The following is a 12,927-nucleotide window of genomic DNA, read 5'->3' on the forward strand; positions in this document are numbered from 1 at the left end:
GCGATGGTGAACGAGATACCGGTACGGCCAGAACCATCCGGTATGGGACCCTTTCCCGTCGCCTATCCAATCCAGGAGCGCCTGCTGGGAACGCGAAGTGGATCGCTGTTCTATGCCCTCCGCCGTCGTGCGTCCTCGGTCGGGCCGCATACGACCGTTGCTATATGGACACTCGGCGAGCCCGCCAAGGGACGCACCCCACCGACACATTGACCCGACCACCATCACGGGTCCCACAGGATCCGGCGATCCAATGAGGCCACCCCAAGGACGGCGTTGGGGACAGCGTTCACTGAAGTGCATCCGCCATCCCGCCCAGGATCGGAGGAACCACTTCGTCGAGACGAGTCGTAACTCTGACAGCCGTCTCCGTGCTGTCGGGCGTCGCCCTCCGCTGTTTCACGTGAAACCGGACAGACACTCTGGTCGAACAGAGTCGGCAGAGTCGTCGCGCGAATAACACCGCAATCGATCATGCCTCGACCGAGCCCTCTACGCGTCGCTCTCGCTCTCGACCGCCGCCCGCCCCACAGCACCAAGCTCGAAGCCGACTCCACAGCCCCTCGTTGGGACCGGCTCTTGCGACCACCCGCCGTGGGGTCGTTTGCGATTGGCACCCACGCTTTCGGATACAACCGGACAGCTTCGGGCATCGTTTGACCTGTCGGACAATGTCGCGCGGCTCGGACTGCTCCTCGCGCCCGCCTACCGCCGGCTGTCGCGAGCATTAGGCGACCGGGCGCAAGATCGACGCCCGGTTCGGACTGCTCCTCGGGCCGGGCCCGCCGAATGTCGTGAGCATCGGCCGGAGTGTATTCAAAACCTTCGGACGCTTCGACGGCAGCATTGTGCCCTAGATCGTGTTTCACGTGAAACACGATCCGACTCTCCACGGGTCACGTTCGTCGTCGACGTCGCCGTAGTCTCGATGACCGTCAGTCCGTCTCGGCGCCAGGTTTTACAACGGGTCCTGCTGACAATCCGTCCGGACGTCACATTCGCAGGCGACCCTCGGATGCCTCCGATCGGTTGGACCACTTCACCCGCAGACGCAATTCGAAGACGACGACTGCACGGCGATTGAGGGGGACGTCGATCCCTCCTCGAACAAATGGGGTCGGACGCATAGAGCGAGCCGGCATGAGTCCAATCGAGCCAAGTCTCGATAAGTGACAGCCGGCCAGAAACCCGACTGTTTCACGTGAAACACACACACGCGTAGACACCCCTCGCAAGTCATCCGGTGGAGGTGGTTCTCCCTACGCGACCGCCGTGTCCGTGACGCAATGCCGGGACGCACTCACGATCGGTGATCCTGCGGTCGAAGACATTCAGATCCAATGCTGGGGTAGTGAGCCCAGCTGAGCGTGACGCGACCGACGGTGACTACGCACTGCCGGCCGCCACACGTCACGCCATGGTGAACCGGTCATGCTCATTTGACCTAACCTGCGACATCACCGCGCCGGACACTCCACCGTCGCAATCCAGAACAAGGTCATCACAGAATTCACCCAGACGAATCCTGCTACGCCTCATGCCTCTAGAAGTTCGCGCAGCACGTACAACACGGTGACAACCCACCGTCCGTCGATCGGCTCTCGTCGTCATCCGACACCGGCTCGGCAAGTGAGGAGCACACCTTCTCCCGACACGACAACAGAGTTCGAGGTCATGAACTATCCCGGTGTGCCAGCCCGCTACACCGAGGCCCGCCTGCCATATCGTTGCGCAGTGGACCACGGTGCGATGTGCCCGCTGCCCGGCGCGCACCGCGGCAAGCGAACCGACTCTCGGATAGTCCGCTGTACCACCGTGGCTGGTTCCCTCCTCGGACTTGGAACTGAACACACGCGCGCGTTGACGCGACAGAACTAAGCGCGCGGCTCCGAGCGGCTGCACGATGGGTGGTCTCAGCTATTTGCAATCGGCTGGGGTCCAAGAGTTGATTGACACCCTCGACCTCGCCACGCTGCGGAGCAGTCCTCGATCATCGGCTGTCGACGAAACAGGGCCGGGATCCGGTCGCGTGATCTGCGTATGACCGCCGGAAGGGGGAGCCGCCTCGACCTATCGATCGACATCTGTCTCAGCGTTCGTTTCACGTGAAACATCGTTCGTCACGTGGAATCACGGACAGAGCCGCCCTGCAACCACCCGTCACAGTGACGAAAGCGTCCCATACCCCTGCTCCTCTATTTTTCGCTCTCGGAGCCCATCCGATCGCTAATACCCAAGGCAAATTACATCCATGCAATTCAAGCCCGAGCTTTCGACACAAACGACGATGGCCCCCACCGAAGTGGGGGCCATCGCTTGTCGACAGTGTCGCTACGCCTTGACGACGACGACTACCCGTCGAGCGGGTTCGACGCCGGTGCTTTCGCTCGCAACGCCGTCGATCTTGGCGACTGCGTCGTGCACGATCTTGCGCTCGAACGGAGTCATCGGAGTCAGTTCCTCACGCTCTCCGGATTCGAGTACTCGACGTGCTGCTTCGGCACCCAGGTTCCCGAGCTCGGTGCGTCGCTTGGCACGCCACCCGGCGACGTCGAGCATCAGCTTGCTGCGCTCGCCCGTCGACTGCTGCACAGCCAGACGGGTCAGTTCCTGCAGAGCGTCGAGTACCTCGCCCTTGCGACCGACGAGCTTGGCGAGATCGTCTCCGCCGTCGATGCTGACGATCGCGCGATCACCCTCCACGTCGAGGTCGATGTCTCCGTCGAAGTCGAGCACGTCCAGAAGCTGCTCGAGGTAGTCGCCGGCGATTTCGCCTTCCTCTACCAAGTAATCCTCGTCGTCTTCGTCGTCTTCACCATCATCCGAATCCGCAGCGTCATCGACACTCGTGGGGACCGACGGAGTCTTCTGTACGGCGTCGTCGACAGTAGCTTCGTCGTCGGACTCCGTCTCGACGGCACTCACCTGATCGGTCTCGACCATCACGTCACCCACTCCATCCCCAGCTGCTGCGTTCCGTACTTCGTCGTTCTGTGCTTCTTCGGCGTGCGCTGCCATGTTCGTCCTTCTCTCGACGTGTCGGTCAGCGCCGCTTGCGCTTGGTCGACTTGTTCCTGTTCGCCTGCGGTCGCGGTTTGCTCGGGGTGGCAGACCCTGACGAAGAGTCCGTCCCGGTACTTGCAGTATCGGTAGTGGATTCGTCATCCGTCGGTGCCATCTTCGAGAGCTTCGGCCGAGCACCGGGCTTGGGCTTTGTCGTCGAGACCGGCTTCACTCCTGGCTTGGGCGCATTCTCCGAGCGCTTCTCGACGGCGGCCGCTACCTTGGCGGCCTCTTCCTTGTCGATCTTGCCGAACACCAAGTGCTGCTGCGCGTAGGTCCAGGTGTTGTTGCTGACCCAGTAGAGCAGGATGGCGACGGGCAACAGTGCACCGAACACCAGAACACCCAGCGGGAACACGTAGAGGGCGAGCTTGTTCATGATGGCGGACTGCGGGTTTGCGGCCGCGGCGGCGCTTTGCCGGGCCACGGACGCACGCGAGTTCAGGTGCGTCATGACGGCCGCAATGATCATCAGGGGAATGGACACAGCCGCGATGACCCACGTGGACGGAATGGTCGCGTCGGGACCGACGGCGAAGGCGTTGAGCTGATCCTGCGGCATGGTGATCCAGGCCGAGATGGGAGCGCCGAACAGGCGGGCATCCAGGAACGACTGCACATCGGCAACGCTGAACGCATAATTCGAGAGTTCGCGGTTCTCTTCCGGACTCAGGCCGAGCTGCCCCACACCGGTACCGGTGCGGTTGAACGAACGGAGCACGTGGAACAGGCCGATGAAGACGGGTGCCTGTGCCAGCACGGGGAGGCAGCCCATCAGTGGGTTGAAGCCGTGTTCCTTCTGCAGCTTCTGCATCTCGACGGCCATTTTTTGCTTGTCTTTGCCGTACTTCTTCTGCAGCGCTTTGATCTGCGGCTGCAGTTCCTGCATCTGCCGCGTCGTGCGGACCTGCTTGACGAAGGGCTTGTACAGGATCAGCCGGAGCGTGAAGACGAGGAAGACGACTGACAATGCCCAGGCGAAGCCATTGCTGGGATCCTGGAACACAAAGCCGAACACCTTGTGCCACACCCAGAGAATCCAGGCAACCGGGTAGTAAATGAAGTCGAGCACGGCTCTATGTACTCCTCTGTTCTTCCACTCGCAGGAGATCGTGGTGTTCTTCGGTTTCGGTCAGCTCGGTGACGGTTGCGCGCCACCTACCGGGTTCGGGCACCGGGTCCCAGCCTCCAGAGTGCCAGGGAGCACATTTGAGGAGGCGGACGACTGCCAGGAGCGAGCCCTTCGGCATCCCGTGCACCTGGAGCGCCTCGATGGCGTATTCACTGCAGGTGGGGGAGAAGCGACAGGTAGGGGGCCGCATCGGGGACACATAGGTCCGGTACAACACGATGCAGTAGACGAGAGTTCGAGCAGGAATGGAACGAAGGTTGCCCATGAATGTCATGACGGCGGACCCTTCGGAGCTTCGAGTAGACCGAGCTTCTTCAAACCTGAACGCAGTTGAACGTGTAGATCTGCCGAGGATGCATGCGCAGCACCCGGAAGTGCTCGAATGACCACGTCGGTGTTCACCGCGAGCCCGTCGATCACCTCAGCACAGATATGCCGAAGCCGGCGCGCAACTCGATGACGAGTTACGGCCGGCCCGACTGCCTTGCTGACGATCAATCCGAAACGTGGCCCATGAACGGTGGATGCGATGTCCTGCTCGTGACGCGCAACTGCGTGTACGACCAGGTCCGATCTACCCATTCGGCGTCCTCGACGCATCACCACGGTGAAGTCACGTGCGCGATGCAGCCGATTCGGCTCAGGAAGCATCCCGAGCTCCAAGCTTCGGACGAACGGTTATCAGGCTGTGAGTTCTTTGCGGCCCTTGCCGCGACGTGCGGAAACGATTGCACGACCCGCACGGGTACGCATACGAAGACGGAAGCCATGAACGCGCGCGCGGCGGCGATTGTTCGGCTGGAACGTCCGCTTGCCCTTGGCCACGGTCAACACTCCTCGAGATTCGACGACGCCGATCTGTCGGCGCCTGCTGTAAAGGTTCTCAGCGAGTTCGGATGAACTCGCTAGCCTCCCGAGCGAGAAATCCGAGTGAAGACAGACTGTGAGCAGCCAGCAAGCATCGGCCACCTCGCTATTGGGTGACTGTTCGAGAGTACTGATCGAGTCACCGGTGGTCAAACTCGCTCGACATCGACCGATCCGTCGATTCATACACAGGCCACCGACGACGAGACCTCGGACGGGCCGAAGAGTCGACAATATCTGTCGTTCCGCCGCGCCGCGCAACTGGTCGTTGCTGCGATCGAACGACTGACAATGGCTATCGCCGCAGGTCAGACTGTCGTATACGTACTACCACGCCACTCGGTGACGGTTGGGCTCACATCGGTGTCGTTTATCCACACCTGTGGATAATTGTGTGGAAACACAGTTCAGGTGGCATATTCGTACCTTGCGGGGTCCACCGAAGGACCCTTGTCTCGGCCGCGGAGGCGCACGATCGACGACGCTATCCGACGACGCGGTTGCGCGGGTTCGAAACGCCGCACCGAATCGGTTGTCGGAGTCCGGCGAGACCTACAAGCTCGACGACGGAGGGATCGACGTGAACGACGATCCGGATGCGCTTGCGCGCATCTGGCCCGAGGTAGTCGCGGAGCTGACGTCCGACCGACACAGTGGGTCGCCGCTGACCAAGGGCCAAAAGGCCTGGCTCGCGCTGGTCAAACCGCTCACGTTGACTCAGGGCTTCGCTCTGCTCGCCGTCCCGTCGACCTTCGCTCAGGAAGCGATCGAACGTGACCTGCGCGAACCCATCCTGGGAGCCCTGGGGCGTCATCTGGGACAGGGTGTCGAAGGTCTCGGCGTTCGGATCTCCGCCCCCGAGGACGAGAAGCTCGAAACCGAGCGCTCGACGTATCCCGATGCCGTCAGTTCCCCTACGTACCGGCGCCGCGTCCTGACCAGCAGAGACGACGAGCCGTCGGACTCCGAGACCGCCGATTACGAGGAAGTGGACGACGAGCGGGAAGCCCTCGCCAGTGTCCAGAACTCGTGGCCGACGTACTTCACCAAACCACCGGAGTCGACGCCACCGTCGTCGGGTGCCAACAGCCTCAACTCGAAGTACACCTTCGACACGTTCGTGATCGGCGCCTCCAACCGGTTCGCGCACGCCGCCGCGGTCGCCATCGCCGAAGCACCCGCCCGGGCGTACAACCCGTTGTTCGTGTGGGGGGCATCGGGCCTGGGCAAGACGCACCTGCTGCACGCGGCCGGTCACTACGCGCAGCGCCTGTTCCCGGGCATGCGCGTGAAGTACGTCTCCACCGAAGAATTCACCAACGACTTCATCAACAGTCTCCGTGACGACCGCAAGGTGGCGTTCAAGCGCCGCTACCGGGAGACCGACGTGCTGCTGGTCGACGACATTCAGTTCATCGAGGGCAAGGAAGGTATCCAGGAAGAGTTCTTCCACACCTTCAACACGCTGCACAACGCCAACAAGCAGATCGTCGTCTCGTCCGACCGACCACCCAAACAGTTGGCGACCCTCGAGGAGCGGCTGCGTACCCGCTTCGAGTGGGGCCTGATCACCGACGTCCAGCCACCGGAGCTCGAGACGCGGATCGCCATTCTGAGCAAGAAGGCTCGGATGGATCGACTCGACGTGCCGCACGACGTCCTGGAGCTGATCGCCAGCCGCATCGAGCGCAACATCCGCGAGCTCGAAGGCGCCCTCATTCGCGTGACGGCATTCGCCTCGTTGAACGGACAGGCCCTCGACCTCACCCTCGCCGAGGTCGTCCTACGTGACCTGATTCCCGATTCGTCCAGCTTGGAGATCAACGCGGCCACGATCATGGCCGTCACCGCGGAGTACTTCGACACCTCCATCGAGGACCTGTGCGGACCGGGTAAGGCCCGAGCGTTGGCCATGGCCCGGCAGATCGCGATGTATCTCTGCAGAGAGCTCACCGACCTGTCGCTACCAAAGATCGGTCAGACGTTCGGCCGAGATCACACGACGGTGATGTACGCGGACAAGAAGATTCGCAAGGAAATGACCGAGCGTCGCAAGGTCTACGACCAGGTCCAGGAGTTGACGGCGCGCATCAAGCAGCGCTCGAAGCGATAGCTCCACAGTCCTTCGGCAACGACGGCGACGGCGCCGATTCCCATCGCGGGGGTCGGCGCCGTCGCCGTTTTCGTCGGTGATCGGTGCCGCCTCGGTTCGACTCGGGCGTCGATCGAACACGATCTCCAGTCGATTCCGGATCGAATCTGGGTCGATTCCGCGCCGATTCTGGGCCGAATCGGATGACATTTCGGAGCCGACGACCATTGATTCACACCTGTGGATAACCATGTGGACAACCGTCGACTTCTGGGGATGGAATGTGGGCGCCTGTGCACCGATGCGATTGGTCCACAGGCAGCCGTCCGTCAACCGCAGATTGGTCCCGAGTTCATCCCCACGACACCACGCCTAGCCACCAGCATCGCGAGGGCTCCATGCACAGATTGCACAGGACCTATTAATACTTCTGTTTTCTCCTTGAAAGAACTTCTTTGAAAACAGGTGTTGGGGAACGATCCGTTCACAGCCCCCTTCCGACGACCGCATCGGTGCCCTTCGCGGCCTCGCCCGAGCTTTCAACTTCGTCTCGAAGGGCATACGGTGTGCTTGCGCTGGATGTGCCAGACTCGTCGTTGCATCGGTTGGAGCCGCGACGATCGTGGTCGCACCGCTCGACTGTGCACACGAATGCCCCGAACGAGAGGAAATGCCGAGCGATGGAGCTTGGAAGTTTGAAGTTTCGCGTTGCTCGTGAAGATTTTTCCGATTCCGTGGCGTGGGTGGCCCGCAGCCTGCCGTCCCGGCCGCCCGTTCCCGTTCTCGGTGGCGTTCTGCTCGCTGCCGACGAACAGGGTCTGACGGTCTCGGGCTTCGATTACGAGGTCTCCGCCCAGGTGAAGGTGTCGGCCGAAGTGGCCACCGCAGGACGAGTTCTGGTGTCGGGCAAGCTACTTGCCGATATCACCAAGTCGTTGCCGAACAAGCCCGTCGACGTCACCGTCGACGGGACTCGCGTTCTCGTCAACTGCGGAAGCGCAAAATTCTCGCTGCCGACGATGCCGGTCGAGGACTATCCTCAGCTACCCGAGTTGCCCAGCAACACCGGTTCGCTGGCCGGTGATGTGTTCTCCGAGGCAATTGCCCAGGTCGCCATTGCGGCGGGCAAGGACGACACGCTTCCCATGCTGACCGGTATCCGTGTCGAGATCGACGGCACCAACGTCGTGCTGGCTGCGACCGACCGATTCCGGTTGGCGGTTCGTGAGGTCGACTGGACTCCCGCCGGCGCCGACACCACCACTGCAGTGCTGATTCCGGCGAAGACCCTGTCCGAGTCGGCCAAGACTCTCGGCGGCAACGCGGGTTCGCCCGTCGAGCTCGCTCTCGGTTCGGGTTCCTCCATCGGGAGCGACGGTTTGCTCGGAATCGTCAGCGACGGGCGCCGCACGACCACTCGTCTGCTCGATGCGGAATTCCCGAAGTTCCGTCAGTTGCTCCCGGCAGAGCACACCGCCGTCGCGACGCTCGAGATCGCGTCGCTGGTCGAGGCCATCAAGCGCGTGGCTCTCGTCGCCGAACGCGGTGCGCAGGTGCGTCTGGAATTCAACGCCGAAGGTGTGCTGCTCTCGGCAGGCGGCGACGATGCCGGCCGCGCCGAGGAAGCTCTGCCGGCCGACTTCCAGGGTGAGGCGCTCACCATCGCGTTCAACCCGGGGTACCTCATCGACGGCCTGTCCTCCTTGCACAGCGAGAAGGTCACGTTCGGTTTCACCACTCCGAGTCGGCCTGCAGTGCTGCGTCCGACGTCGGACGAGGAGCTGGTGCCCGACGATTCCGGCAAGTTCGCGGCGCCTCAGTCCCAATACACCTATCTGTTGATGCCGGTCAGGCTGCCGGGCTGATCCTGCCTGGTTACTGTTGAAGTTGCGGGATCGGACGAGTCGTTCCGCCGACTCCACTCCCGCTCGACCGGAATTACACCTGACACAGACAAGGACGCTTCCTCATGCAGCTGGGCTTGGTCGGTCTCGGAAAAATGGGTTTCAACATGCGCGAGCGGCTGCGCGAGCACGGCCACGAGGTCATCGGTTACGACCCGAGGCCCGAGGTGACGGACACTCCGTCGCTCGCCGGTCTCGCGGAATCCCTCACCGCTCCCCGGGTGGTGTGGGTGATGGTGCCCTCCGGCCAGATCACTCGGGACACCATCACCGGGCTCGGGGATGTTCTCGAACCGGGCGACCTGGTGATCGACGGTGGAAACTCACGTTTCACCGATGACAAGCCCAACGCAGAACTGTTGGACGCCAAGGGAATCGGTTACATCGATGCCGGAGTTTCGGGCGGTGTCTGGGGATTGAAGAACGGCTACGGCCTGATGGTCGGCGGCGACGACGAGCACGTTGCACGCGCGATGCCGATCTTCGACGCCCTGCGTCCGGAAGGGGAGCGCGCGGACGGTTTCGTCCACGCCGGCCCCGTCGGTGCCGGGCATTACTCGAAGATGGTGCACAACGGCATCGAATACGGTCTGATGCAGGCGTACGCCGAGGGCTACGAGATCCTCGAGGCCGAAGAATTGGTGCAGGACGTGCAGGGCGTACTGCGGGCCTGGAGCAAGGGCACCGTCGTGCGGTCGTGGCTGCTCGATCTGTTGGTCGAGGCACTCGGTCAGGATCCGGAGTTCAGTGAGATCTCGGGGTACACCGAGGACTCCGGCGAGGGTCGATGGACCGTCGAGGAGGCCATTCGGCATGCCGTACCCGCCCCGGTCATCTCCGCAGCTCTGTTCGCGAGATTCGCTTCGCGACAAGAAGATTCGCCTGCCATGAAGGCTGTGTCGGCGTTGCGGAACCAGTTCGGCGGGCATGCCGTCAAGAAGGCGGATGCGGACGAGACACTGCGCGCACCCGCGCCGAAGAACACCGAGTAAGTGTTCGTCCGGTCTTTGCAACTTCACGATTTCCGGTCCTGGGACGACGTCATCGTCGACCTGGGCCCGGGATCGACCGTGTTCGTCGGGCCCAACGGACACGGTAAGACCAACCTGCTGGAATCACTCGGTTATCTGTCGACGCTGTCCTCGCACCGGGTCTCGACCGATGCGCCCATGATCAGGGCAGGTGCGTCCACCGCGTTCGTCGGCAGCGCCGTGGTCAACCACGGACGCGAGTTGATCATCGACGTCGAACTGCTCGAGGGCAAGGCGAACAAGGCGAGGATGAACAGGTCTCCGCTGCGTCGGCCACGAGAAATTCTGGGTGTACTCCAGAGTGTGTTGTTCGCACCCGAGGACCTGTCTCTGGTGCGCGGCGACCCGAGCGAGCGCCGGCGGTATCTGGACGAGCTGCTCACCACCAGAATTCCTCGAATGGCCGCTGTGCGTGCAGATTACGACAAGGTGCTGCGTCAGCGGTCGGCACTGCTCAAGACCGCCAACGGGGCGTTGCGCCGAGGCTCGTCGTCCAGCGACGGCTCGAGCGCTCTGGCCACGCTCGATGTCTGGGACGGCCATCTTGCCGCCCACGGTGCCCGATTGCTGTCGGCCAGAATATCTTTGGTACACGAGCTGATGCCCTTCGTGCAGCAGGCCTACGAGTCGATCGCGCCGGAATCGCGGCTCGCAACGTTGTCCTATCGATGCAGCCTCGCCGAGGCACTGCCGCCGGAATTCTCCGATGCCGGCCGAGCACCGGAGTCCGACGACGTCGACGTGCTGGAAGCTGCTTTCCTACACCAGCTTTCGGTGATGAGGCAGCGAGAGATCGAACGTGGGGTGTGTCTGGTCGGTCCCCATCGAGACGATCTGGAATTGATGCTCGGCGACCGACCCACCAAAGGCTTTGCCAGCCACGGTGAATCGTGGTCGTACGCACTCTCGCTTCGGCTCGGCTCCTTTTCGTTGCTGCGCGAGGACGGGACCGACCCCGTCCTGATGCTCGACGACGTGTTCGCCGAGCTCGACCGCAAGCGGCGCACGGCCCTGGCGGCGGTCGCGGCCGACGCGGAACAGGTACTGATCACCGCCGCGGTTCCCGAGGACGTGCCACCCGAACTCGATGCACGACGCTATGGTGTCGAGGCACGTCAGGGATCCGATTCCGGTGCGGCAGGCCGTGTTTCGACCATCACCGAGCTGTCGACGTCGGAGAGTGAGGTGTCATGAGCGACGAGACAAATTCACCGGCACCGGGTGAGCAGCCGGAGTTGAAGGGCGTCGACCTTGCGCGTCGGGCGCTCGAAGATGCCCGGGCTGCGGCCAAGGCGAGCGGCAAGTCGGTCGGTCAAGGTCGTTCGTCACCGACCGGGGGTGTCCGGGCACTGCGGGGGCGTCGACGACGGGGTTGGTCGGGAGCGGGCCCCGACGATCGGGATCCGCAGGCATTCGGTGCATTGGCCAACAGCATCGCGTCCAAGCGTGGGTGGTCGGCCAAGGTATCGGAGGGTGCCGTGCTGGGGCGCTGGCCCAGCGTCGTCGGTGAGGACATCTCGGCACACGCCGACCCCACCGGTCTCAAGGACGGAGTGCTCAGTATCTCCGCCGAGTCGACTGCGTGGGCGACGCAGCTCCGACTGATGCAGTCGCAGATTCTGGCGAAGATCGCGGCGGCGGTGGGCCACGGTGTGGTGACGTCGCTTCGGATCACCGGGCCGACGACGCAGAGCTGGCGAAAAGGCGAGCGACACGTCAAAGGTCGTGGTCCGCGGGACACCTACGGATAGTGACTGTTCCCAATGCGCGTTCGACGTAGCCCCTGGTCCAGGTGATCCTCAACAGATGTTGGGGGCAGTGTTGCTGTGAGACAGTTGGTATGCGTAGCGTGATTCGGGACACGCAACGGTCGGGGGACCGAATACTGTTCCATGCGGCCATCGGACGAGGAGAAGTTGTGTCTGCACCTACGAAGAAGGCGTCGACAACGGCGGTCGACGTCGATGGGACCCCCGAAGACAGAGTGGTTCTGCACGCTCGGAACGTCGAATTCGATTGGGAAACTCTGCCGCTGCACTATATGGACGGCAATCCCCTGGCCACCCATCTGATCAACGTGATGCACCTGCTTCTGCCCGAGGGCGAGGAGTGGTTCGTGCGCACGTTCAAAGAGGCGTTGCCGCTCATCCACGACGATCAGTTGCGCGACGACGTGATCGGCTTCATCGGCCAGGAAGCCATGCATGCACAGGCCCACACCGAGGTCCACGATCAGCTTCGGGCCCACGGCATCGATGTCGATCCGTACGTCGACCAGATGAAGTTCCTGTTCGGACGCGCACTCGGCAATCGCTCGGGCCACGGCCAGAACAGCCTGGTGGAGCGGCTGGCCTTGATCGCGGCCGCCGAGCATCTGACCGCGTTCCTCGGCGACTGGGTTCTCAACGCGCGCGAGCTCGACGAAGCCGACGTCGATCCGGTCATGCTCGATCTGTTGCGGTGGCACGGCGCCGAAGAAGTGGAGCATCGTTCGGTGGCGTACGAGGTGATGCGCTACTTCGACGTTCGGCCGGCCCGGCGTATCCGTACCTACGTGGTCATTGCACCCACTCTCGTCTGGTTTTGGACGCGCGGCGTGCGCTACCTCATGAACCAGGATCCGACGTTGGCGCATCTGTCGCCGAAGGAGCGCACGCCGTCGTTCCGTGAATTCCGACGCGTCGCCAAGGCCGGTCTGTTTCCGACGCCGATGTCCATGGTCAAGGCGTCCCTTCGGTACTTCAAGAGCACATATCACCCGTCTCAGGAAGGCTCGACGGCCCAGGCCGTGCAGTATCTCGCCACCTCGCCGGCGGCGCGGTCCGCTGATCGATGACC

11 protein-coding genes are annotated in these 12,927 nt (G+C 62.8%); 6 read left to right on the forward strand and 5 right to left on the reverse strand.

The window, feature by feature from the left end:
* Positions 1–2,331: 2,331 nt before the first annotated feature.
* Genes CH285_RS25660 through rpmH form a run of 5 tightly spaced genes read right to left on the reverse strand, consistent with a single transcriptional unit; the run spans position 2,332 to position 5,020 of the window.
* The gene (locus tag CH285_RS25660) at positions 2,332–3,018 is read right to left on the reverse strand and encodes a Jag family protein (RefSeq protein WP_255032274.1); all 687 of its coding nucleotides are present in this window, start codon (positions 3,016–3,018) and stop codon (positions 2,332–2,334) included.
* A gap of 25 nt (positions 3,019–3,043) precedes the next feature.
* On the reverse strand, positions 3,044–4,135 hold the full coding sequence (gene yidC / locus CH285_RS25665) for a membrane protein insertase YidC (protein ID WP_032385250.1): 1,092 nt from the start codon (positions 4,133–4,135) through the stop codon (positions 3,044–3,046).
* A gap of 4 nt (positions 4,136–4,139) precedes the next feature.
* Entirely contained in the window at positions 4,140–4,469 is a 330-nt protein-coding gene (gene yidD, locus CH285_RS25670) for a membrane protein insertion efficiency factor YidD (protein ID WP_027495003.1), read from the reverse strand.
* On the reverse strand, positions 4,466–4,846 hold the full coding sequence (rnpA, locus tag CH285_RS25675; RefSeq protein WP_032367623.1) for a ribonuclease P protein component: 381 nt from the start codon (positions 4,844–4,846) through the stop codon (positions 4,466–4,468). Before rnpA ends, yidD begins: the two co-directional genes overlap by 4 nt.
* A gap of 30 nt (positions 4,847–4,876) precedes the next feature.
* Complete coding sequence (rpmH, locus tag CH285_RS25680) at positions 4,877–5,020, reverse strand: 50S ribosomal protein L34 (RefSeq protein ID WP_026347786.1); 144 nt, start codon at positions 5,018–5,020, stop codon at positions 4,877–4,879.
* A gap of 622 nt (positions 5,021–5,642) precedes the next feature.
* Here rpmH and dnaA point away from each other — a divergent pair.
* The 6 genes from dnaA (at position 5,643) to CH285_RS25710 (ending at position 12,925) form a co-directional block, all read left to right on the forward strand.
* On the forward strand, positions 5,643–7,175 hold the full coding sequence (gene dnaA / locus CH285_RS25685; RefSeq protein WP_027495001.1) for a chromosomal replication initiator protein DnaA: 1,533 nt from the start codon (positions 5,643–5,645) through the stop codon (positions 7,173–7,175).
* Between the two features lie 659 nt (positions 7,176–7,834).
* The gene (gene dnaN, locus CH285_RS25690) at positions 7,835–9,019 is read left to right on the forward strand and encodes a DNA polymerase III subunit beta (protein WP_032407801.1); all 1,185 of its coding nucleotides are present in this window, start codon (positions 7,835–7,837) and stop codon (positions 9,017–9,019) included.
* 104 nt (positions 9,020–9,123) lie between these two features.
* Positions 9,124–10,050, forward strand: coding sequence for a phosphogluconate dehydrogenase (NAD(+)-dependent, decarboxylating) (gene gnd / locus CH285_RS25695; protein WP_027494998.1), 927 nt, complete (start codon positions 9,124–9,126; stop codon positions 10,048–10,050).
* Complete coding sequence (recF, locus tag CH285_RS25700) at positions 10,051–11,283, forward strand: DNA replication/repair protein RecF (RefSeq protein ID WP_094621758.1); 1,233 nt, start codon at positions 10,051–10,053, stop codon at positions 11,281–11,283.
* A complete protein-coding gene (locus CH285_RS25705; RefSeq protein WP_094642759.1) occupies positions 11,280–11,840 on the forward strand; it encodes a DUF721 family protein in 561 nt (186 codons plus the stop codon). Before recF ends, CH285_RS25705 begins: the two co-directional genes overlap by 4 nt.
* Before the next feature lie 167 nt (positions 11,841–12,007).
* A complete protein-coding gene (locus CH285_RS25710; RefSeq protein WP_094621756.1) occupies positions 12,008–12,925 on the forward strand; it encodes a metal-dependent hydrolase in 918 nt (305 codons plus the stop codon).
* Positions 12,926–12,927 lie beyond the last annotated feature (2 nt).

Source organism: Rhodococcus sp. 05-2256-B1 (assembly GCF_002258465.1).
Taxonomy (GTDB): domain Bacteria; phylum Actinomycetota; class Actinomycetes; order Mycobacteriales; family Mycobacteriaceae; genus Rhodococcoides; species Rhodococcoides fascians.